The 22,171-nt window shown below is 57.9% G+C and carries 23 protein-coding genes and 1 other annotated feature; of the genes, 20 read left to right on the forward strand and 3 right to left on the reverse strand.

Features of this window, described 5'->3' with window-relative positions; translation table 11 throughout:
• Positions 1-57: 57 nt before the first annotated feature.
• Positions 58-357: a type V toxin-antitoxin system endoribonuclease antitoxin GhoS gene (gene ghoS, locus ACJ8PI_RS06540; protein ID WP_033638315.1), complete on the reverse strand. Its 300-nt coding sequence runs from the start codon at positions 355-357 to the stop codon at positions 58-60.
• A gap of 109 nt (positions 358-466) precedes the next feature.
• Between ghoS and ACJ8PI_RS06545 the strand changes: the two genes are divergently transcribed.
• The 6 genes from ACJ8PI_RS06545 to ACJ8PI_RS06570 all read left to right on the forward strand — a co-directional run bounded on the left by ACJ8PI_RS06545 (position 467) and on the right by ACJ8PI_RS06570 (position 8,124).
• Positions 467-1,132 carry a transglycosylase SLT domain-containing protein gene (locus ACJ8PI_RS06545; RefSeq protein ID WP_004931439.1) on the forward strand — a complete coding sequence of 222 codons (666 nt, stop codon included), beginning with the start codon at positions 467-469 and terminating at the stop codon, positions 1,130-1,132.
• A 307-nt stretch (positions 1,133-1,439) separates the two neighbouring features.
• Complete coding sequence (locus ACJ8PI_RS06550) at positions 1,440-2,165, forward strand: gluconate 2-dehydrogenase subunit 3 family protein (RefSeq protein WP_033638317.1); 726 nt, start codon at positions 1,440-1,442, stop codon at positions 2,163-2,165.
• Positions 2,166-2,167: 2 nt separating this feature from the next.
• On the forward strand, positions 2,168-3,949 hold the full coding sequence (locus ACJ8PI_RS06555; protein WP_004931432.1) for a GMC family oxidoreductase: 1,782 nt from the start codon (positions 2,168-2,170) through the stop codon (positions 3,947-3,949).
• A 12-nt stretch (positions 3,950-3,961) separates the two neighbouring features.
• Complete coding sequence (locus ACJ8PI_RS06560; protein ID WP_033638319.1) at positions 3,962-5,299, forward strand: c-type cytochrome; 1,338 nt, start codon at positions 3,962-3,964, stop codon at positions 5,297-5,299.
• Between the two features lie 257 nt (positions 5,300-5,556).
• The gene (locus ACJ8PI_RS06565) at positions 5,557-6,840 is read left to right on the forward strand and encodes a serine/threonine protein kinase (protein ID WP_033638320.1); all 1,284 of its coding nucleotides are present in this window, start codon (positions 5,557-5,559) and stop codon (positions 6,838-6,840) included.
• Positions 6,841-6,990: 150 nt separating this feature from the next.
• Positions 6,991-8,124 (forward strand): ABC transporter substrate-binding protein, encoded by a 1,134-nt coding sequence (locus ACJ8PI_RS06570; protein ID WP_049196140.1) that lies wholly within the window; start codon positions 6,991-6,993, stop codon positions 8,122-8,124.
• A 36-nt stretch (positions 8,125-8,160) separates the two neighbouring features.
• On the opposite strand, the gene ACJ8PI_RS06575 is transcribed toward ACJ8PI_RS06570, so the two are convergent.
• Complete coding sequence (locus ACJ8PI_RS06575; protein ID WP_033653915.1) at positions 8,161-8,850, reverse strand: MarC family NAAT transporter; 690 nt, start codon at positions 8,848-8,850, stop codon at positions 8,161-8,163.
• A gap of 384 nt (positions 8,851-9,234) precedes the next feature.
• On the opposite strand from ACJ8PI_RS06575, the gene ACJ8PI_RS06580 reads away from it, so the two are divergent.
• The 10 genes from ACJ8PI_RS06580 to ihfA all read left to right on the forward strand — a co-directional run bounded on the left by ACJ8PI_RS06580 (position 9,235) and on the right by ihfA (position 18,637).
• On the forward strand, positions 9,235-10,284 hold the full coding sequence (locus ACJ8PI_RS06580) for a CAP-Gly protein (RefSeq protein ID WP_161726186.1): 1,050 nt from the start codon (positions 9,235-9,237) through the stop codon (positions 10,282-10,284).
• 239 nt (positions 10,285-10,523) lie between these two features.
• Positions 10,524-11,147 (forward strand): hypothetical protein, encoded by a 624-nt coding sequence (locus tag ACJ8PI_RS06585; RefSeq protein ID WP_041034849.1) that lies wholly within the window; start codon positions 10,524-10,526, stop codon positions 11,145-11,147.
• Between the two features lie 215 nt (positions 11,148-11,362).
• Complete coding sequence (thrS, locus tag ACJ8PI_RS06590) at positions 11,363-13,291, forward strand: threonine--tRNA ligase (RefSeq protein WP_025159696.1); 1,929 nt, start codon at positions 11,363-11,365, stop codon at positions 13,289-13,291.
• Positions 13,292-13,294: 3 nt separating this feature from the next.
• Positions 13,295-13,846, forward strand: a complete 552-nt coding sequence (gene infC, locus ACJ8PI_RS06595) for a translation initiation factor IF-3 (protein ID WP_048233542.1) — start codon at positions 13,295-13,297, stop codon at positions 13,844-13,846.
• Between the two features lie 98 nt (positions 13,847-13,944).
• Entirely contained in the window at positions 13,945-14,142 is a 198-nt protein-coding gene (gene rpmI / locus ACJ8PI_RS06600) for a 50S ribosomal protein L35 (RefSeq protein WP_004931418.1), read from the forward strand.
• Positions 14,143-14,185: 43 nt separating this feature from the next.
• On the forward strand, positions 14,186-14,542 hold the full coding sequence (gene rplT / locus ACJ8PI_RS06605; RefSeq protein WP_004931417.1) for a 50S ribosomal protein L20: 357 nt from the start codon (positions 14,186-14,188) through the stop codon (positions 14,540-14,542).
• A gap of 113 nt (positions 14,543-14,655) precedes the next feature.
• Positions 14,656-14,778 (forward strand) — a sequence feature (Phe leader region).
• Positions 14,660-14,704 carry a pheST operon leader peptide PheM gene (gene pheM, locus ACJ8PI_RS06610; protein WP_197772058.1) on the forward strand — a complete coding sequence of 15 codons (45 nt, stop codon included), beginning with the start codon at positions 14,660-14,662 and terminating at the stop codon, positions 14,702-14,704. (Overlaps the previous feature by 45 nt.)
• A 172-nt stretch (positions 14,779-14,950) precedes the next feature.
• The gene (gene pheS / locus ACJ8PI_RS06615) at positions 14,951-15,934 is read left to right on the forward strand and encodes a phenylalanine--tRNA ligase subunit alpha (RefSeq protein ID WP_004931416.1); all 984 of its coding nucleotides are present in this window, start codon (positions 14,951-14,953) and stop codon (positions 15,932-15,934) included.
• Between the two features lie 14 nt (positions 15,935-15,948).
• Entirely contained in the window at positions 15,949-18,336 is a 2,388-nt protein-coding gene (pheT, locus tag ACJ8PI_RS06620; RefSeq protein WP_039566417.1) for a phenylalanine--tRNA ligase subunit beta, read from the forward strand.
• 4 nt (positions 18,337-18,340) lie between these two features.
• On the forward strand, positions 18,341-18,637 hold the full coding sequence (gene ihfA / locus ACJ8PI_RS06625) for an integration host factor subunit alpha (protein WP_004931414.1): 297 nt from the start codon (positions 18,341-18,343) through the stop codon (positions 18,635-18,637).
• 185 nt (positions 18,638-18,822) lie between these two features.
• Here the strand turns inward: ihfA and ACJ8PI_RS06630 are convergent, their stop codons facing one another.
• Complete coding sequence (locus ACJ8PI_RS06630) at positions 18,823-18,954, reverse strand: hypothetical protein (RefSeq protein WP_033653919.1); 132 nt, start codon at positions 18,952-18,954, stop codon at positions 18,823-18,825.
• Positions 18,955-19,186: 232 nt separating this feature from the next.
• Here ACJ8PI_RS06630 and ACJ8PI_RS06635 point away from each other — a divergent pair, with 232 nt between their 5' ends.
• From ACJ8PI_RS06635 to btuD, 4 genes are all read left to right on the forward strand, one after another.
• A complete protein-coding gene (locus tag ACJ8PI_RS06635) occupies positions 19,187-19,603 on the forward strand; it encodes a DUF2502 domain-containing protein (RefSeq protein ID WP_039566415.1) in 417 nt (138 codons plus the stop codon).
• Positions 19,604-19,781: 178 nt separating this feature from the next.
• Positions 19,782-20,789: a vitamin B12 ABC transporter permease BtuC gene (btuC, locus tag ACJ8PI_RS06640; protein ID WP_033653920.1), complete on the forward strand. Its 1,008-nt coding sequence runs from the start codon at positions 19,782-19,784 to the stop codon at positions 20,787-20,789.
• Positions 20,790-20,834: 45 nt separating this feature from the next.
• Positions 20,835-21,386 carry a glutathione peroxidase gene (locus ACJ8PI_RS06645; RefSeq protein WP_060387687.1) on the forward strand — a complete coding sequence of 184 codons (552 nt, stop codon included), beginning with the start codon at positions 20,835-20,837 and terminating at the stop codon, positions 21,384-21,386.
• A 5-nt stretch (positions 21,387-21,391) separates the two neighbouring features.
• A complete protein-coding gene (gene btuD / locus ACJ8PI_RS06650) occupies positions 21,392-22,147 on the forward strand; it encodes a vitamin B12 ABC transporter ATP-binding protein BtuD (RefSeq protein ID WP_033638333.1) in 756 nt (251 codons plus the stop codon).
• Positions 22,148-22,171: the final 24 nt, after the last annotated feature.

The raw sequence follows: 22,171 nt of genomic DNA on the forward strand, positions 1-22,171 counted from the left end.
GCCGGCGGGGTACATCTCCAACTGAAAAAATAATACCCTCCGGGAAGTTATAGCATTTTATGTATCAGTATGTAACCGCTGAAGGTAGTCCTTACAGGCGCATATCGCCACCTCCGGCTGTTTTCCCAATGCCAACTGGCCGAACCCCTGTGCCAGGCGCTGTACATCCTCTTGATCCAGCGCGGTTATGAACGCAAAACTGTTGCTGCCGAGCTCATGGTGCACGCCATTTTCGTCTGTCACCGACGTGACAAAACCTTCACGCGTCAATTGCCCGGTCAGCTTCGCCAGGTCGGTTAATCCCTCTTCCTGATAGCGAAAAGTCACCACAAAGCAGTTTGTTGCAGATTGACTCATAAATCACCTCTTGGTATATGGATAGCTTGAGATTAGCCCAAAAAATTACTGCAGGTGTCCTTACAAGTTGTATATGCTACGCAACTCATTGAAAGGAGTGAGGGATTCTGTGAAAACAAAAATAGGTTGCCTTACGGCAATTTTGCTTTTGTCGGGGTGCGCCAAAGATCCGCAAACGGCAAGCAATATTTCAGGCAGTGGCACAACGCGCGGCGGTTGGTTAAAACCCCCTCCGCAGGCACCGGTAAACCGCACAGGCACGCCGGTTGCCTATAACGATTACATTCGTCAGGCCGCCAGCAACTACGGCGTTGACGAAACGCTGATTAAAGCGATTATTCAGGTGGAGTCCGGGTTTAACCCGAACGTGGTCAGCACCTCGAACGCAGTGGGATTGATGCAGCTTAAGGCTTCTACCGCCGGCCGCGACGCCTATCGCATGAAAGGAAGAAGCGGGCAACCCAGCTCGCGTGAGCTGAAGGATCCGGCGGTCAATATTGATCTGGGAACGGCCTATATCAATATTCTTCAAAGCCAGCAGCTAGCCGGGATCAACAACCCACAGACTTTGCGTTATGCCACTATCGTTTCGTACGTGAACGGGGCGGGCGCCATGTTGCGCACCTTCTCATCGGACAAGCGCGTGGCGGTCAATCGCATTAATCAGATGAGCCCGGATGAGTTTTATCAGCACATCCAGAAAAAGCATCCGGCGCCACAGGCACCGCGCTATTTGTGGAAGGTGACCACCGCCTATCAGGCGATGTCGCAGTAACCCTCTCTCTTGTCGAATCGGCCGCTGAATGCGGCCGATTTTGTTTCCGGCACCGTTCCAGCGCGCGAGCTGCTTCTCATTTTTCGTTATTTCCTCACCGCTTATCGGAAAAACCGCACGAAAAGTTAAATTTACGTTAGCAGATAAATCTTTACGTTCATTCAATAAGTTACCGGTAACATTTTTGCGCTTGGATGTATTCTGACCTTCAATAAATATACAAATAAGTAACAAATTATTTTAAAAACCCGTATCGATCGCAAGGTTGCGGTTAAATAGTTGTGACTATCTTTGGATGGAATGTGACATGTCGAATCATAAAACCAACAATTCGCGGCGCGATTTCTTGTTGAAATCGATGACCTTAATTCCTGCGGCGGTAATTGGTGGCAGCGGCGTTGGCGCGCTGACGGCACCGACACCGGCGGTCGCGGCCTCGAACACCTCAACGCAGAACGATTACCAACCGACCTTTTTCACCCCGGAAGAGTGGGCCTTCATCAAGGCCGCCGTGGCGCGCCTGATCCCGGCCGACGAGCGCGGCCCCGGCGCACTGGAAGCCGGCGTGCCGGAGTTTATCGATCGCCAGATGAATACCCCGTACGCCACCGGCGCCATCTGGTACATGCAGGGGCCGTTCAACCCCGATGTGCCGAAGGAGATGGGCTATCAGCTGCCGCTGGTGCCCAAGCAAATCTACAACCTCGGCATCAGTGACGCCGACGCCTACAGCAAGAAAACCGCCGGCAAGCCCTTCGCCGAACTGGATGGCGCGCAGCAAGACGCCATGCTGCAAAAGTTCGAGTCCGGCGAGGCGGAGTTCCCGCAGCTGCCGTCGAAACTGTTCTTCTCCTATCTGCTGCAAAACACCCGCGAAGGTTTCTTCAGCGATCCCATCCATGGCGGCAACAAAGACATGGTGGGCTGGAAACTGATTAATTTTCCGGGCGCGCGCGCCGATTTTATGGACTGGGTTGAGCGAGGGGAGCGTTATCCCTTCCCGCCGGTCTCGATTCGTGGGGAGAGGGGCTAAGCATGGCAACGGTAATGAAAAAAGTAGACGCGGTGATCGTCGGCTTCGGCTGGGTGGGCGCGATCATGGCCAAAGAGCTGACCGAGGCCGGCCTCAACGTGGTGGCGCTGGAGCGCGGCCCGATGCGCGACACCTATCCGGACGGGTCTTATCCGCAGGTGATCGACGAGCTGACCTATAACATCCGCCGCAAACTGTTCCAGGATCTGTCGAAAAGCACCGTCACCATTCGCCATAACAGCAGCCAGACCGCGGTGCCTTACCGCCAACTGGCGGCGTTCCTGCCGGGCACTGGCGTCGGCGGCGCCGGTTTGCACTGGTCGGGCGTGCATTTCCGCGTCGATCCGATCGAACTGCGCATGCGCAGCCACTATGAAGAGCGCTATGGCAAAAACTTCATTCCGAAGGACATGACCATCCAGGACTTCGGCGTGACCTACGACGAGCTGGAACCGTTCTTCGACAAGGCGGAGAAAGTGTTCGGCACCTCCGGCACCGCCTGGACCATCAAAGGGCAGAAAGTGGCGCAGAAGGGCGGCAACCGCTTTGCGCCGGATCGCTCCGACGATTTCCCGCTGCCGGCGCAGAAAAATACCTACTCCGCCCAACTGTTCGAGAAGGCGGCGCTGGAGGTGGGTTACCACCCTTACAACCTGCCGTCCGCCAACACCTCGGACTCTTACACCAATCCGTACGGCGCGCAGATGGGCCCGTGCAACTTCTGCGGTTTCTGCAGCGGCTACGCCTGCTACATGTATTCCAAGGCCTCGCCGAACGTCAACATCTTGCCGGCGCTGCGCATGGAGAAACGCTTCGAGCTGCGCACCAACGCCAACGTGCTGAAGGTCAACCTGACCGACGACAAGTCCCGCGCCACCGGCGTGAACTACGTCGATGCGCAGGGGCGCGAGATTGAACAGCCGGCCGATCTGGTGATCCTGGGCGCGTTCCAGTTCCACAACGTGCATCTGATGCTGCTGTCCGGCATCGGCAAGCCTTACGATCCGGTGACCGGCGAGGGTGTGGTCGGGCGTAACTTCGCCTACCAGAACATGACCACCATCAAGGCGTTCTTCGATAAAGACGTGTTCACCAACCCGTTTATCGGCGCCGGCGGCAACGGCGTGGGCGTGGACGACTTCAACGCCGACAACTTCGACCATGCCAAAGAAGGCTTCGTCGGCGGTTCGCCGTTCTGGGTCAACCAGGCGGGCACCAAGCCGATCTCCGGTCTGCCGACGCCTCCGGGCACCCCGGCCTGGGGCAGCAAATGGAAAGCGGCGGTGGCGGATGCTTACACTCACCACGTTTCGATGGACGCCCACGGCGCGCACCAGTCGTACCGCAACAACTATCTGGATCTCGATCCCAACTACAAGAACGTCTTTGGCCAGCCGCTGCTGCGCATGACGTTCGACTGGCAGGAGAACGACATCAAGATGGCGCAGTTCATGTACGACAAGATGGCGCCGATCGCCAAGGCGATGAACCCGAAACTGATCGCCGGCAGCCCGAAAAACGCCAACAGCCACTTCGACACCACCAGCTACCAGACCACCCACATGAACGGTGGCGCGGTGATGGGGGAAGATCCGAAGACCAGCGCGGTCAACCGCTATCTGCAGAGCTGGGACGTGCACAACGTGTTCTCGATCGGCGCATCGGCCTTCCCGCAGGGGCTGGGCTACAACCCGACCGGCACCGTGGCGGCGCTGGCTTACTGGTCTGCCCGCGCCATTCGCGAGCAGTATCTGAAAAACCCAGGCCCATTGGTGCAGGCATAAGGACGGCGAACGATGAAAGCATTTGTACCGGCACTGGTTCTCAGTGCAGTGAGTTTTTCCGTTTGGGCGCAGGACGCCACCGTCAGCAGCGAGCTGATCAAGCGCGGTGAATACCTGGCGCGCGCCGGCGACTGCGTGGCCTGCCACACCGACGGCAAGAGCGGCAAAACCTTCGCCGGCGGCCTGGCGATGGAGACGCCGATCGGCACCATCTACTCCACCAACATCACGCCGGACAAGAAAACCGGCATCGGCGATTACAGCTTCGAGGATTTCGACAACGCGGTGCGTAAGGGCGTAGCCAAAAACGGCAGCACCCTGTATCCGGCGATGCCGTACCCGTCGTTCGCGCTGGTGAAAGAAGACGACATGCGCGCCATGTATGCCTATTTCATGCACGGCGTGCAGCCGGTGGAGCAGGCCAACAAGGATTCCGACATCCCGTGGCCGCTGTCGATGCGCTGGCCGCTGAGCATCTGGCGCGGCATGTTCGCGCCGTCGCCGGCGGACTTCGTCGCCGACGCCAAGGCCGATCCGATCATCGAGCGCGGCCGCTACCTGGTGGAAGGCCTGGGCCACTGCGGCGCCTGCCATACCCCGCGCAGCATCACCATGCAGGAAAAAGCGCTGAGCAACAGCGAAAGCGACGATTACCTGTCCGGCAGCAACGCGCCGATCGACGGCTGGGTGGCTTCCAGCCTGCGCGGTGATAACAAGGACGGCCTGGGCAGTTGGAGCGAAGCCGAGCTGACCGAGTTCCTGAAAACCGGCCGTAACGACAAGGCGATCGTATTCGGCGGCATGAGCGACGTGGTGGAGCACAGCCTGCAATACCTGAGCGACGACGATCTGACCGCTATCGCACGCTACCTGAAATCGCTGCCGCCGAAAGACGGCAAGCAGCAGGCGGCGCCGGTCGAAGACAGCGTGGCCAAGGATCTGTGGCGCGGCGACGACAGCAAGCCCGGCGCGGCGCTGTATGTCGATAACTGCGCGGCCTGCCACCGCACCGACGGGGTGGGCTACAAGCGCGCTTTCCCATCTCTGAAGGGCAATCCGGTGGTGCAGACCGAGGACGCGACCTCGCTGATCCACATCGTGCTGACCGGCAACACCACGCCGGCGGTGCAGGGGGCGGTGTCCAACATCACCATGCCGCCGTTCGGCTGGCGTCTGAACGATCAGCAGGTGGCGGACGTGGTGAACTTCATCCGCACCAGCTGGGGCAACAGCGCCAAACCGGTGAGCGCCTCCGACGTGGCCGACGTGCGTAAAGACCGCTCGATGATCCGCGATGAGAAGGAGATGGGCAGCGCCGAGGTGCCGGACCATCCGGACGCGAAGAAGTAAACCGTTTAAGGGCTCCGCAAGGGGCCCTTAGTTTTGACTGGGTGCGTCGGTTTTTTCAGCATTTCCTGTTCGCAAATCGTTCGTTCGGCCGATAAAACATAGACCCGCAACGGATTTTTCATTATCCTTTGCCGTCCTTTCATCAGGCGCAAGTATGAAATATCGCTTTAATTCACTGATTATTATTAAAAAATTCGCGGAGAAGGATATCCCGTTAGGCGCAATCGTTGGCGCCGCAGATTAAGGTAGACTGTCTCATGAGTACGATTTCTCCCGATTCAGGCACGCTGACGGCCGCTCAGCCCGCCAAATGGAACAAAACCGACACCGTCTGGATGTTCGGTCTCTATGCCACCGCGGTGGGCGCCGGCACGCTGTTCTTGCCGATCAACGCCGGCCTGAACGGCCCGCTGGTGCTGCTGTTGATGGCGCTGTTCGCTTTCCCGCTGACCTATTTGCCGCACCGCGCGCTCAGCCGCTTCGTGCTTTCCGGCTCCAGCCGCGACGGCAATATTCACGATGTGGTGGTCGAACACTTCGGCGTACTGGCCGGCAAAATCATCATGATGCTGTATCTGATGGCGTTCTTCCCGATCGTGCTGGTGTACAGCATTTCGATCACCAATGCGCTGGACAGCTTCCTGATCCACCAGTTCCACGTGGCGCCGCTGCCGCGCATCTGGCTGAGCCTGGCGGTGGTGGTGGTGCTCAATCTGGTGCTGCTGCGCGGCAAAGACAGCATCGTGGCGGCGATGGGCATGCTGGTGTTCCCGCTGTTGGTGTTCCTGATGGGCATTTCGCTGTACCTGATGCCGAGCTGGAATACCGCCAATTTCGTTCACGGCCTGGCCGCCACCCGCTTCGACACGCCGGGGCTGTGGCATTCGCTGTGGCTGGCGGTGCCGGTGATGGTGTTTTCCTTCAGCCATGCGCCGATCATCTCTTCCTTCGCCTCGACCCAGAAGAGCCTGTATGGCGATAAGGCGGAACGCCGCTGCGCGCGCATCATGCGCTACAGCTATGTGCTGATCTGCGTCACCGTGCTGTTCTTCGTGTTCAGCTGCGTGCTGAGTTTGTCCCATGAAGACATGCAGCAGGCGAAAGATCAGAACATCACGGTGCTGACCACCCTGGCCAACAAGTTTTCCAACCCGCTGATCGCCTATCTCGGCCCGGTGATGGCGATGCTGGCAATGGCGAAATCCTATCTCGGCACCTCGCTGGGGGTCACGGAGGGGGCGACCAGCCTGATCGACGGCGTCACGCGCGCGGTCGGCAAACCGCTCAGCTCGCGCATGACGCACCGCATCTCGGCGGTTTCGCTGTTCCTGCTCACCTGGGCGGCGACGGTGTGGAACCCCAGCGCGCTGCACATCATCGAAACCATCAGCGGCCCGCTGATTGCGGCTATCCTGTTTATCCTGCCGATGTACGCGGTGCGCGCGGTGCCGGCGATGCGCAAATACCGCGCGGCGAGCAACGTCTTCGTGCTGGTGATGGGCCTGATCGCGCTGTCGGCGCTGATTTACGGCCTGGTGTGATCCCCTGGGCGCGCCGCCTTCGGCGCGCCTCTCAATCCTGCGTTACACATCCCTTTGCAATTAATCGTCGGGTTGCCGGGCGTTATCTTTGATAATGCAAGCCATTCTCATTAGTATTTCCTGATTGCGTTCATGACTAAGGAGTCTTTCGTGCACCGTCGAATCACTTTGCCGGCGCTGATTTGCGCCGCCTTACTCGCCTCTCCGGCGATGGCCACCACCTATCCGCTGACCCTGACCGACACCTCCGGCCAGACGCTCACCCTCCAGCAAGAACCGAAACGTATCGTGGTGCAGGACGGGCGCGACATTCTCACGCTGGCGCTGCTCGATCGCGCCAACCCGTTCGGCCGGCTGGTGGCCTGGAATAACCTGCTGAAGAAAAGCGACGCGGCGACCTGGGATATCTTGCAGAGCAAATGGCCGGCGGCGAAAAACATCATCGATATGGGATTCAGCGACAAAGGTGAAGTGAATCTGGAGAGCGTGATCGCCAAGCGGCCCGATCTGATGATCGCCCAGCTGCGTTCCAAACCTTCGCTGAGCCAAACCGGCGTGCTGGATAAGCTTAAGGCGCTGAATGTGCCGGTGCTGTTTATCGACACCATGCTCAAGCCGGTGGAAAACACGCCGAAAAGCGTGACGCTGCTGGGGGAAACCCTCAACCGGGAAAGTGAAGCCAAGCAATATACCGATTATTATCAGCAGCATTATCAGGCCATTCTGGCCAAGACGCAGGCGGTGGAACCCAAGCCGCTGGTGTTCTTTGAAGCCAAGGCCGGCCTGAATGGGCTGGAGTCCTGCTGCTTCACCCATGCGCACGTCGGCTGGGGCGCGTTGGTGGAAGCGGTCGGCGCGCGCAACATCGGCTCTGCGCTGTTGCCGGGCGCGACCGGCGACGTGGCGCTGGAAAAGGTGATCGCCATGAAACCGGATGCCTACATCGTTTCCGGCTCGCAGTGGGCCAGCAAGACCAACGCCGCGGTGCCGTTCGGCTATGGCGTCACGCAACAGCAGGTGGATGAGGCTTTCAATCGCATGAAACAGCGCCCGGGCTTCGCGCAGGTGTCGGCGGTGAAAGAAGGGCGGTTCTACGGCATCTACCATAACTTCTACAACCATCCGTACAACATTGTCGGGTTGGAGTATCTGGCGAAGTTTATCTATCCGGCGCAGTTCCCGGATCTGGATCCGGCCAAGACCTACAGCGAGATCCTCAGCCGCTTTACCGAAGTGCCGGAAGGCAAAGGCATTTTGGGCGCGCAGGCGCCGAAGGGGAAATAACGGCAACGGGCGCGACGACGCGCCCGTTTTTGATCTTTAAGCGGCGGCCGGCGTATAGGTGGAGATGATCTCCAGCACGCCGTTGATGATGAACTGCACGCCCATGCACACCAGCAGGAAGCCCATCAGGCGCGAGATCGCCTCGATGCCGCTTTTCCCCACCAAGCGCATGATGGCGCCGGAACTGAGCAGGCAGCCCCACAGGATCACCGCGACCGTCAGGAAGATAGCGACCGGCGCCACCGCCAGCACCCAGGGTTCAAAACCCAGCGTGTTATCTTTGACGCTCGACGCTGAGCTGATGATCATCGCGATGGTGCCCGGCCCGGCGGTGCTCGGCATGGCGAGCGGCACGAAGGCGATGTTAGCCGAGGTCTTATGGCGCAGCTCGTGCGACTTGCTCTCCACCTCCGGCGCCTCATCGGCGCTTTGTTGCGGGAACAACATGCGGAAACCGATGAAGGCGACGATCAGGCCGCCGGCGATGCGCAGGCCGGGGATCGAAATGCCGAAGGTGTTCATCACCACCTGGCCGGCGTAAAACGCCACCGTCATGATGCAGAACACATAAACCGAGGCCATCAGCGACTGCTGATTACGCTCTTCGCGCGTCATATTGCCGGACAACCCGAGCAGCAACGCCACCGTGGTCAGCGGGTTGGCCAGCGGCAACAGCAGCACCAAACCCAGTCCGATGGCCTGGAATAACTGCAAAATACCCGTCATAAAAGAGACTCCCTGTGCAACGTTCAAGCCGCCACGCGGCGGCCCATGAGCTGAACAGCCTAGCCTGCCGTGCGCCTGGCGGCAATGGGGACAGCTCGTAACGTTCATTAACCGTCGGCCGGCGTTTCATCACTGCCGTTGCACTCGCCGGCGAGCTTCGGTCCATCCTCGCACCCCAGTGGCGCTTCATTGACCGCAATCGCCCGCGGCACCGAACGCTAGCCAAAATGCACCCGCCCATACAGCGTCGTTAATACTGGGTACATATTATTAATTATTTTTAACTGTTTTTACCGTTTAACCGCTTAAGAGATTAAACACTTCTATACTGGTAAGGCTTTGTGGCATTTCTTCATAATCGAAAAGCTTAAAAGGAGTTTTACTATGGAAGTGGCAAAAGAATGGGTAGCGGCGAAAAAAATCTCCTGGGGCAGCGTCATCGGTGGTGTGATCACCGTATTGGCTGTTTCACTGTTGCTGTCGACGTTGGGCACCAGTTTGGGATTTTCCATCGTGGATCCGACATCAGACGATCCGATCAACGGAGCCGGTACCACCGTAGTGATTTGGTCCGCTGTTTCAATCATCATTAGCTTGGCTGCCGGCGCTTTTATTGCCGGACGTTTGGCTGCTAATGACGGCCTTATTCATGGCTTCCTGGTATGGGCTACGTCACTGATTGTGGCGGCGGTGTTGGGTGGAATGCTGGTCGGGTCTGCAGTGAAGGCCACCGGTAATGCGCTGGGTGCTATCGCTTCGACCTCTGGCAGTTTGCTTTCCGGCGCCGGTTCCGCGATTGGCAAAGGGGCAACCGGGTTGGCAGACGTGGGCGGTAAGGTGTTTGACAAGTTGGGTATCGACACCACGTTGGAACCTGAACAGCTGCATGGTGATGTGGTTACGGCGCTCAAAAAAAGTGGTATTCCGTCATTGCAGCCTGAATTCATGCAGCAACAGTTGAATGCGGCCAAGACTGATTTGGCAGACGCAGTAAAAGCCCTGGCACTTCAGCCTGACAATAGCGATGCGATTATTAAGCAACTGGTCGACAAGCTTAAAAAACATGGTGAGGCCATCTCGCAAGATGTGGATCAAGACACACTGAAAAAAGCTCTGGTTGAAAATACCAATATGACGCCGCAGGAAGTGGACCAGACGGTGAAGAATTTGGTCGACGCCAAAAATAAAACTGCGCAGCTGGTTAATCAGCGTTTGGATGAAGCCGAAGCAAAAATCAATCAGGCAAAACAGGAGTATGCTGAGCTGAAACAGAAGGCGCGCGAACAGGCTGCCGCGGCTGCGGACGAATTGTCTCGGGCTGCCCTGTGGTCATTCTTTGCGTTGTTGATTGGCGCAGTGGTCAGTGCATTAGCAGGCTTGTGGGGCGTTAACACCAATGTCCGACGTGTAACCGTATCATCTCCGCAGGCGTAATCTCCAGGCTCGTTTGCGCGTCTCGATGATATAGGGATGAGAGCCTGAAATACCGACGATGATGAAATGACAGCCAGGAAAGACTGGCGCTTACCCCGGCCATGTGCCGGGGTTTTTATTGTTTGCGGCGTGATTAATGACCACCTTAATCGCTGTGTAGGGTATTAGGCATCAATTGCCACGATCCCTGGGGACAGGTGGATAACATAGATGCGCTGTAAATAATAATGAGTGTGATTATGAAACAAGAACTGCATATTTTGCTGGGGAAAGCCGTTGCCTTTCTGCTCTACTGCGCTTTTTTGGCGGCCTTGGTCGGCCTGGTATTTATCGACGTACACTGGCTGCATAATTTCGTGCATGAAACCTCGCTGACCGAAGCGGCGCAGGAGCTGTTGCTGCTCGCCATCTCCGGCGGTTTCTTCGCCGCGGCCCGGCGGCAGGCTGAACGCCGCTCCGCCTGGATGCTGGTCGGCGGTTTCTTTCTCTGCATGCTGATCCGCGAGATGGATTTCGCCTTCGATGCGCTGTGGCACGGCGCCTGGGTGTGGTTCGCGCTGGCGGTCGCTTTGGCCTGCCTGGTGCATGCAGCGCGGCACATCGCGGCGACGGTGCGCGGCCTGGCCTATTTCGTGACGCATCCCGCCTACGGCATGATGTGCGCCGGCCTGCTGTGCATTCTGGTGTTTTCACGCCTGTTCGGCATGAGCGCGCTGTGGCAAACGCTGATGCTGGACGGCTACAACCGGGTGGTGAAAAACATGGTGGAAGAGGGTTGCGAACTGCTGGGCTACGGCCTGTGCCTGCTGGCCACCCTCAGCTACATGAAAACCGTTTTTGCGCCGGCTGACGCGAAAGCGTGAGGGCGGCGCTTTATTTATCCGGAACAATTTTAGTGATACTATTCGCTTAGCCGAATGTGGCTGAGAAGGTATGCGTTCCATTCTGTATACCCAGTGAGGTTTCAATCTGGCAATTGTGGGCGAGATCTGAAACCTGGCTGACCAAACCCAAAATCCAATTTTCGTACTGCATGTGATCTGTCGTGTGGGTCACCACTGTAGATAAGGAATTATTAATGCCTGTTATTACCCTTCCTGACGGTAGTCAGCGTCATTTCGATCACCCCGTTTCCCCGATGGATGTCGCGCGCGATATCGGCCCTGGCCTGGCGAAAGCCTGTATCGCCGGCCGCGTCAACGGCGAGCTGGTCGACGCCGGCGATCTGATCGAATCGGATGCGCAGCTGGCCATCATCACCATCAAAGATGAGGACGGCCTGGAAATCATGCGCCACTCCTGTGCTCACCTGCTGGGTCATGCGATCAAGCAGCTGTGGCCGGATACCAAAATGGCGATCGGTCCGGTGATCGACAACGGTTTCTATTATGACGTGGATATCGACCGCACCCTGACGCAGGAAGACCTGGATCTGCTGGAAAAGCGGATGCACGAGTTGGCCGATAAGGATTACGACGTCATCAAGAAGAAGGTCAGCTGGCAAGAAGCCCGCGACACCTTCGCTGAGCGCGGCGAAATCTACAAAGTGGCGATCCTGGATGAGAACATCAGCCATGACGATCGTCCTGGCCTGTACCACCACGAAGAATACGTCGACATGTGCCGCGGCCCGCACGTGCCGAACATGCGTTTCTGCCACCATTTCAAGCTGCAGAAAACCTCCGGCGCTTACTGGCGCGGCGACAGCAAAAACAAAATGCTGCAGCGTATCTACGGCACCGCCTGGGCAGACAAGAAGCAGTTGAACGCCTACCTGCAACGCCTGGAAGAAGCGGCCAAGCGCGATCACCGCAAGATCGGCAAACAGCTCGACCTGTATCACATGCAGGAAGAAGCGCCGGGCATGGTGTTCTGGCACAACGACGGTTGGACCATCTTCCGCGAGCTGGAAGCCTTCGTGCGCATGAAGCTCAAAGAGTACCAGTACCAGGAAGTGAAAGGTCCGTTCATGATGGACCGCGTGCTGTGGGAAAAAACCGGCCACTGGGAAAACTACAAAGACGCCATGTTCACCACCGCGTCGGAAAACCGCGAATATTGCATCAAGCCGATGAACTGCCCGGGCCACGTGCAGATCTTCAATCAGGGCCTGAAGTCGTACCGCGATTTGCCGCTGCGCATGGGCGAGTTCGGCAGCTGCCACCGCAATGAGCCATCGGGTTCCCTGCACGGCCTGATGCGTGTGCGCGGCTTCACGCAGGATGACGCCCACATCTTCTGTACCGAAGAGCAGGTGCGCGCCGAAGTGAACGAATGCATCCGCATGGTGTATGACGTGTACGGCACTTTCGGCTTCGACAAGATCGCCGTCAAGCTGTCCACTCGCCCGGAAAAACGCATCGGCACCGACGACATGTGGACCCGTGCGGAAGAAGACCTGGCCGCCGCGCTGACCGAGAACGGCATTCCGTTTGAATATCAGCCGGGTGAGGGCGCCTTCTACGGACCGAAAATTGAATTTACCCTGCATGATTGTTTGGATCGCGCATGGCAATGTGGTACCGTGCAGCTCGATTTCTTCTTGCCGGGCCGTTTGGGCGCTTCGTATGTTGGCGAAAACAACGATCGCGTCGTGCCGGTAATGATTCACCGCGCCATTTTGGGCTCCATGGAACGTTTCATCGGTATCCTGACCGAAGAATACGCCGGGTTCTACCCGACCTGGATCGCTCCGGTGCAGGTGGTGGTGATGAATATCACCGACAGCCAGTCTGATTACGTCCAGCAATTGACCAAAAAACTGCAGGATGCAGGCATTCGCGTGAAAGCGGACTTGAGAAATGAGAAGATTGGCTTTAAAATTCGCGAACATACTTTACGTCGAGTCCCTTACATGTTGGTGTGCGGCGACAAAGAGGTCGAAGCAGGCAAAGTTGCCGTTCGTACCCGCCGTGGCAAAGACCTGGGAAGCCTGGACGTAAACGAAGTCGTAGACAAGCTGCTGAAAGAGATTCGCAGCCGTAGTCTTCATCAACTGGAGGAATAAAGTATTAAAGGCGGAAAACGAGTTCAACCGGCGCGTCCTAATCGCATTAACAGAGAAATTCGCGCGCAAGAAGTTCGCCTAACCGGCGTCGATGGCGAGCAGATTGGTATTGTCAGTCTGAATGAAGCTCTTGAAAAAGCTGAGGAAGCGGGCGTTGATTTAGTAGAAATCAGCCCAAATGCCGAACCGCCAGTTTGCCGAATCATGGATTACGGCAAATTCCTCTACGAGAAGAGCAAGTCGACGAAAGAACAGAAGAAGAAGCAAAAAGTTATCCAGGTCAAGGAAATCAAATTCCGTCCTGGCACCGATGATGGCGACTATCAGGTCAAACTACGCAACCTGATTCGCTTTCTGGAAGATGGCGATAAAGCCAAAATCACCCTGCGTTTCCGCGGGCGTGAGATGGCGCACCAGCAGATCGGTATGGAAGTGCTTAACCGCGTCCGTAAAGACCTGTGTGAAGATATGGATCTGGCAGTGGTCGAATCCTTCCCTACGAAGATCGAAGGCCGCCAGATGATTATGGTGCTCGCTCCTAAGAAGAAACAGTAAGGCTTACAAGTAATGGAACCCGCGCGGCGCTTGCGCTGTGTGGGTTTTATTCGCCCAACTGATTCGTTGTTTAACAATGCGAAGTGGATTTAATTAAAATGCCAAAGATTAAAACTGTACGTGGTGCAGCCAAGCGCTTCAAAAAAACCGGCAGCGGTGGTTTTAAGCGTAAACATGCCAACCTGCGTCATATTCTGACCAAAAAAGCAACCAAGCGTAAACGTCACCTGCGTCCGAAAGGCATGGTGTCTAAAAACGATCTGGTCCTGGTTACCGCGTGCCTGCCGTACGCATAAGCCATTTTTTTTGAATTTAGAATAAGACTTTAGGAGAGAGCATATGGCTCGCGTAAAACGTGGTGTAATTGCACGCGCACGTCACAAGAAAATTATGAAGCAGGCGAAAGGCTACTACGGTGCCCGTTCGCGCGTATATCGTGTTGCCTTCCAGGCAGTAATCAAAGCAGGCCAGTATGCTTACCGTGACCGTCGTCAACGTAAGCGTCAGTTCCGTCAGCTGTGGATTGCACGTATCAACGCAGCTGCTCGTCAGAACGGTCTGTCTTACAGCAAGTTCATCAACGGCTTGAAAAAAGCGTCGATCGAAATTGACCGTAAGATCCTGGCTGACATCGCAGTCTTCGACAAAGTGGCCTTCGGCGCACTGGTTGAGAAAGCGAAAGCAGCTCTGGCGTAAGTCAGTAGAAGAGGGAGCTTGCTCCCTCTTTTAATCTTTGTTTTCAGCGACAAATATTGACTTTCATTGTCCGCAGCTATATCACTGGTGGGCAATCATCGACAAGGTACCGCAATCATGCACGTAGCTATTTTTCGTTTCTTTTTTTACTTTAGCGCCTGATTTCAGGAGGCTTTGCGCGTAAGAAAAGAAACGAAAAGTAGCGCCTAAGCCTCCCTCGTGGAGGCTTTTTTGTTTTTGGCCATCGTCCCGCCTTGCAACGCGTTGCGGTGAGTATGGCTGGCGTTCAGCTCAGGTGAGCCGCCCGGCCGGCAACGCATTGAAAAGTCTTTGAAGATTGCTCAAAGGCGTGTTCGAATATAGATAACAATTACTTAGGGCCATCCCGGCCAGAGGAAGAGGAAAGCAATGCCACATCTCGCAGAGCTGGTTGCCAATGCCAAGGCAGCCGTAGAAGATGCCCAGGATGTTGCCGCGTTAGATTTGGTGCGCGTCGAATATTTTGGCAAGAAAGGTCATTTCACCTTGCAGATGCAGTCTCTGCGCGACGTCCCGGCGGAAGATCGTCCGGCGGCCGGCGCGGTGATCAACCAGGCCAAGCAAGAGGTGCAAGACGCCCTGAACGCGCGTAAGAACGCGCTGGAAAGCGCTGCGCTGAACGCGCGCCTGGCGGCTGAAACCATCGACGTCTCCCTGCCGGGCCGTCGCATGGAAAACGGCGGTCTGCATCCGGTGACCCGCACCATCGACCGTATCGAAACCTTCTTTGGCGAGCTGGGCTTCTCCGTTGCCACCGGCCCGGAGATTGAAGACGATTACCACAACTTCGACGCGCTGAACATTCCAGGGCATCACCCGGCGCGCGCCGACCACGATACCTTCTGGTTCGACGCCACGCGCCTGCTGCGCACCCAGACTTCCGGCGTGCAGATCCGCACCATGAAGAACCAGCAGCCGCCGATCCGCATCATTGCGCCGGGCCGCGTTTATCGTAACGACTACGATCAGACGCACACCCCGATGTTCCATCAGATGGAAGGGCTGATCGTCGATAAAGACATCAGTTTCACCAATCTGAAGGGCACGCTGCACGATTTCCTGAACAACTTCTTTGAAGAAGACCTGCAGGTTCGTTTCCGTCCGTCCTACTTCCCGTTCACCGAGCCGTCCGCTGAAGTGGACGTGATGGGCAAGAACGGCAAATGGCTGGAAGTGCTGGGCTGCGGCATGGTGCATCCGAACGTGCTGCGCAACGTGGGCATCGATCCGGAAGTTTACTCCGGCTTCGCCTTCGGTATGGGCATGGAGCGCCTGACGATGCTGCGTTACGGCGTCACCGACCTGCGCGCATTCTTCGAAAACGATCTGCGTTTCCTCAAACAGTTTAAGTAAGGCGGGAATATCACATGAAATTCAGTGAACTCTGGTTGCGCGAGTGGGTAAACCCGGCCATCAGCAGCGAAGCATTATCCGATCAAATCACCATGGCCGGCCTGGAAGTGGACGGCGTGGATCCGGTTGCCGGCGCGTTTAACGGCGTCGTCGTGGGCGAAGTGGTCGAGTGCGGTCAACACCCGAACGCCGACAAACTGCGCGTCACCAAGGTTAATGTAGGCGGCGATCGCCTGCTCGACATCGTCTGCGGCGCGCCAAACTGCCGTACCGGCCTGAAAGTGGCGGTCGCCACCGTGGGCGCGGTGCTGCCGGGCGACTTCAAAATCAAGGCCGCCAAGCTGCGCGGCGAACCTTCGGAAGGCATGCTGTGCTCGTTCTCCGAGCTGGGCATTTCCGACGATCATGACGGCATCATCGAGCTGCCGCTGGATGCGCCGATCGGCACCGACATCCGCGACTATCTGAAACTGAACGACAACACCATCGAGATCAGCGTCACGCCGAACCGCGCCGACTGCCTGGGCATCATCGGCGTCGCGCGCGACGTGGGCGTACTGAACCAGGTTGCGCTGACCGAGCCGGACATGAGCCCGGTGGCCGCCACCATCGATGCCACGCTGCCGATCCGCGTTGACGCGCCGCAGGCGTGCCCACGCTATCTGGGGCGCGTGGTGAAAGGTATCGACGTCAAGGCGCCAAGCCCGCTGTGGATGCGTGAAAAACTGCGTCGATGCGGCATCCGTTCTATCGATGCCGTGGTAGACGTCACCAACTATGTGCTGCTGGAGCTTGGTCAGCCGATGCACGCTTTCGATCTGAGCCGCATCGACGGCGGCATCGTGGTGCGCATGGCGGAAGAAGGGGAAACCCTGACGCTGCTGGACGGCAACGAAGCCAAACTGAGCGCCGACACTTTAGTGATCGCCGATCATCAAAAAGCGTTGGCGATGGGCGGCATCTTCGGCGGCGAGCATTCCGGCGTCAACGGGGAAACTCAGGACGTGCTGCTGGAGTGCGCCTTCTTCAGCCCGCTGTCGATCACCGGCCGCGCACGCCGTCACGGCCTGCACACCGATGCGTCTCACCGCTATGAGCGCGGCGTCGATCCGGCGCTGCAGTACAAAGCGATGGAGCGCGCCACGCGCCTGCTGCTCGACATCTGCGGCGGCCAGGCCGGCCCGGTTATCGACGTAACCCACGAAAACGAACTGCCGAAGCGTGCCACCATCACGCTGCGCCGCGAGAAGCTGGATCGTCTGATCGGCCACGTGGTGCCGAGCGAGCAGGTCAGCGACATTCTGCGCCGCCTGGGGTGCCAGGTGACCGAGCAGGGCGACAGCTGGCAAGCGGTCGCGCCGAGCTGGCGTTTCGATATGGAAATCGAAGAGGATCTGGTGGAAGAAGTGGCGCGCGTTTACGGCTACGACAACATCCCGGATGTGCCGGTGCGCGCCGATCTGGTGATGACCCAGCATCGCGAAGCCGATCTGACGCTCAAGCGCGTGAAGACCATGTTGGTCGATCACGGCTACCAGGAAGCGATCACCTACAGCTTCGTCGATCCGAAAGTGCAGGCGCTGCTGCACCCGAATGAAGAAGCGCTGATCCTGCCGAGCCCGATTTCGGTCGAAATGTCGGCGATGCGCCTGTCGCTGTGGACCGGTTTGCTGTCCGCGGTGGTGTATAACCAGAACCGTCAGCAGACGCGTCTGCGCCTGTTCGAAAGCGGCCTGCGCTTTGTGCCTGATAGTGCGGCAGATCTGGGTATTCGTCAGGACGTCATGCTGGCAGGCGTGATCGCCGGCCATACGCACGATGAGCATTGGGATCTGGCGCGCAAGCCCGTCGACTTCTATGATTTAAAAGGGGATCTGGAGTCTGTCCTCGAACTGACCGGTAAATTATCCGAAATTCAGTTCCGGGCGGAAGCCAATCCGGCCCTGCATCCAGGGCAGAGTGCGGCGATTTATTTGCACGGCGAACGCGTAGGTTTCATCGGTGTGATTCACCCGGAACTTGAACGTAAACTGGATCTTAACGGCCGCACCGTGGTGTTTGAACTGGAGTGGAACAAGCTTGCGAGCCGCGCCGTGCCTCAGGCGCGGGAGATTTCGCGCTTCCCGGCAAACCGCCGTGATATCGCCGTTGTGGTGGCTGAAAACGTCCCCGCAGAAGATATTTTGGCCGAGTGTAAGAAAGTTGGCGCAAATCAGGTAGTTGGCGTAAACTTGTTTGACGTGTACCGTGGCAAGGGCGTGGCAGAAGGTGACAAGAGCCTGGCTATCAGTCTGGTATTGCAGGATACCGCTCGTACACTGGAAGAAGAGGAGATAGCCGCTACCGTTGCAAAATGCGTAGAGGCTCTAAAACAGCGATTCCAAGCATCCTTGAGGGATTGAACCTATGGCGCTTACTAAAGCTGAAATGTCAGAACACCTGTTTGAGAAGCTTGGGCTTAGCAAACGGGACGCCAAAGACCTGGTGGAACTGTTCTTTGAAGAGGTCCGTCGGGCCCTTGAGAATGGCGAACAGGTAAAACTGTCGGGTTTTGGCAACTTTGATCTGCGTGACAAGAACCAACGTCCGGGGCGTAACCCGAAGACCGGCGAAGACATTCCGATTACGGCGCGCCGCGTGGTGACCTTCCGTCCGGGGCAGAAGCTGAAAAGCCGGGTAGAAAACGCCAGCCCGAAAGGGTGAGTGACGTGTGATATCAAAAAAGGCCGCTTGCGCGGCCTTTTTCTTTTTTGGCATAAAATTCAGTTTATTCCTAATGGGCAATGTAAGAATTAAAATCCTGCGTTCAAACGCTACGGCGAAAGTTTATTTAAGCTCGATTTCGGAATATTCTTAACTCTTATTTGGTGAGTGGCATTGTTTTCGCTTCAATAACGGCCGTGATAATGGCCAGGGCCATCGCCACGGTGGCCACCGCCCCAGTGCGGGCCCCAGCAGCAGGCGCTGAGGCTTGCTGTCAGGGCCACAACGGCCAGCAGGCTGCCTATACGTTTAATCATCTTATTCTCCTCCGATGGAAATTCGCTTAATTATAATTGCCACGCCGCTTGAGAGCCGTCAGTTATTCGTTAAGCCTTGTCAGCGGTTATGATAATTAAAGGCGAGGGCAAACAGTGTAGGGATTGTGTAAGGCCGTCGAAAACAATCTGAAAATAGGCATCGGTGAGATAGTGGTTAAATAAACGCGCTGATATAACCACTGCAGCAAGAAAAATAGAGTGAGAAGGTAAAATGAAAAAGATCCTGTTGCTGATGTGTTTCCCGCTGTTGCTGCCGCTGGCGGCGCAGGCCGATGTCTCTGTCGATATCAATGTGCCGGGCGTTTCTCTGCATCTGGGGGATCAGGACCGTCGCGGCTACTACTGGGATGGTTACGACTGGCGTCCACCGCAGTGGTGGCATGCGCATCAGGGCCGCGGTCTGGGTGAGCGCAATGCGCGCGGCATGTACTGGGACGGCGGCCGCTGGCAGCCATCGCCGCCGCGTGGCTACGATCACCGTGAGCCGGCACGCAGCGGCAATCCGTTCCGCGGCGATCGCGATAATCGCGACCACGAGCGCAATCATGACGATCGCGGTGCCTCCGACCGCCGCGATGACGGCCGCGGCCAGCCTTATCCACCGGGCAACGCCGGCCCGCATCGTTAACCCTGAGTTTATCGGCGGCTGGTTTTGCCATCATCGTTGCGATGACGGGCAAGGCCAGCCGCTGCTTTCCTGCGCCATCATCCACGCAAGGCTTCCCCTTGCGGCGTTAACCCCCTAATATTCGACTCAAACGTCAATTATCCGGCCACGACAGCGGCCGGCAGGGAACCGCCGCGCCATGCCAACCAGCCGTACCTTCACCTTATTGTTGCAACATCAACGCTACCGCGATAAACGCCAGATCGGTCTGTTGGCGCTGTGCGTGGCGGTGGCGTTGCTGTTCAGCCTTTGCGCCGGCGACCAATGGATATGGCCGTCAGAGTGGTTCAGCGATCGGGCGCAACTGTTCGTCTGGCAACTGCGTTTGCCGCGCGCGCTGGCGGTGATGCTGGTCGGTGCCGCCCTGGCGGTGGCGGGCGCGGTAATGCAGGCGCTGTTTGAAAACCCGCTGGCGGAGCCCGGTCTGCTGGGCGTCGCTAACGGCGCCGGCGTAGCGCTGGTGCTGACGGTGTTGTTGGGGCAGGGGTTGCTGCCGGTGGCGCTGATGAGCGCCGCCGCGATAGCCGGTGCGCTGGCGATGACCTTCCTGTTGCTGGGCTTCGCTCGCCGCCGACGTCTGACCAATGCGCGGCTGTTGCTGGTCGGCGTAGCGCTGGGCATCGTGTGCAGCGCGCTGATGACCTGGGCGGTCTATTTCAGCACCAGCCTCGATCTGCGGCAGCTGATGTACTGGATGATGGGCGGTTTCGGCGGGGTCGACTGGCGCCAAAAGTGGCTGGTGCTGGCGCTGCTGCCGGTGCTGCTGTGGTTGTGTGGCCAGGGCAAAGCGCTCAACCTGATGGCGCTGGGCGAGGTACAGGCGCGGCAACTAGGGCTGTCGCTGCATCTGTGGCGTAACCTGCTGGTGCTGGCGATCGGCTGGCTGGTCGGCGTCAGCGTGGCGCTCGCCGGGGTGATTGGCTTCGTTGGGCTGGTGATCCCGCATATCTTGCGGCTTATCGGCCTGACCGACCAACGCTATCTGTTGCCGGCCTGCGCGCTGGCCGGGGCCGGGGTGTTGCTGGTGGCCGATGTGGTTGCCCGCATTGCGCTGCTGGCGGCCGAGCTGCCGATCGGCGTGGTGACCGCCACGCTGGGGGCGCCGCTATTTATCTGGTTACTGACCCGGGCAAAAGGCGTAAGGTAGTTCTCTTCATTCACCTGCCATTACAAAACCAAAGGATGACAACCGATGAGCAAGCCAATCGACAACCTGCCGTTACAAACCATTGAAAATCAGCCGACCACGCTGGGCGCCTACCGGGGTAAGGTGTTGCTGGTGGTCAACGTGGCCTCGGAGTGCGGCCTGACCAAACAGTACGAAGGGCTGGAAGCGCTGTACGAAGCCTACCGCGATCAAGGGCTGGAAGTCCTCGGGTTCCCGTCCAATGAATTCCTGGGCCAGGAGCCGGGCAGCAACGAAGAGATCCTGGCGTTTTGCCGTGGCACCTTCGGCGTGCAATTCCCGATGTTCGCCAAGATTGAGGTGAACGGCGAACGCCGTCATCCGCTGTACCAGGCTCTGATTGCCGCACAGCCGGAGGCTGTCGCACCGCAGGGCAGCGAGTTTCTGGCGCGGATGACCAGCAAAGGGCGTGCGCCGAAGCACACCGGCGATATTCTGTGGAACTTCGAGAAATTCCTGATCGCGCGCGACGGCACGGTGATCCAGCGCTTCTCGCCTGACACTACGCCGGAAGATCCGGCGCTGGTGGCGGCGGTGAAACAAGCGCTGGCAGGATAAGACAGATGCTGCAACTCGTTGAGGTTGGGGTGGCGGGGCGCCTGGCGCCTTTTTCGGCACAGATTGACGGCGGGTTGCAGGTTCACCTGATCGGCCCCAATGGCGCAGGGAAGAGCACCCTGTTGGCGCGGGTGGCGGGCATGCTGCCGGGGCTGGGCGAAATCTGCCTGGACGGACGCGCGTTGGCCGATTATCCGGGGAGCGAGCTGGCGCGCCGACGCGGCTATCTCAGCCAGCAACAGCCGCCGGTGTCGCTGATGCCGGTGTTTCAGTATTTGGCGTTGCACCGGCCTGCCGGCGCGGCGCAAACCGAAGTGGAGCACGCCATTCTCTATCTATGCCAGCGGTTGAAGCTGGTGGATAAGCTGTCACGCACGTTGACGCAGCTTTCCGGTGGCGAATGGCAGCGGGTGCGGCTGGCGGCGGTGTTGCTGCAGGTGTGGCCCAGCGTCAATCCGCACAGCCGATTGTTGTTGCTGGATGAACCGACCAATAGCCTGGATGTGGCGCAAAAGGTCGCTCTGGATCGCCTGCTGCGCGAATTCTGCCAAAGTGGGCGCAGCGCGCTGGTGTGCGCGCACGATCTGAATCATACCCTGCAGCAGGCCGATCGGGTTTGGTTGCTGCACGCTGGGCAGCTGGTCGCGCAGGGCATCACCCGTGAGGTGATGGCGCCCGACCTGTTGTCGCAGATCTATGAAGTGGATTTTCACCTGCAATGGGTGGGGAACCAGCGTTGGATCATGACGCGCACGGCTTAATTCGTCCCGGCAGCATAAATGTAA

Origin of the sequence: Serratia sp. CY82433 (genome assembly GCF_052166535.1) — a bacterium.
GTDB classification, from domain to species: Bacteria; Pseudomonadota; Gammaproteobacteria; order Enterobacterales; family Enterobacteriaceae; genus Serratia; species Serratia sarumanii.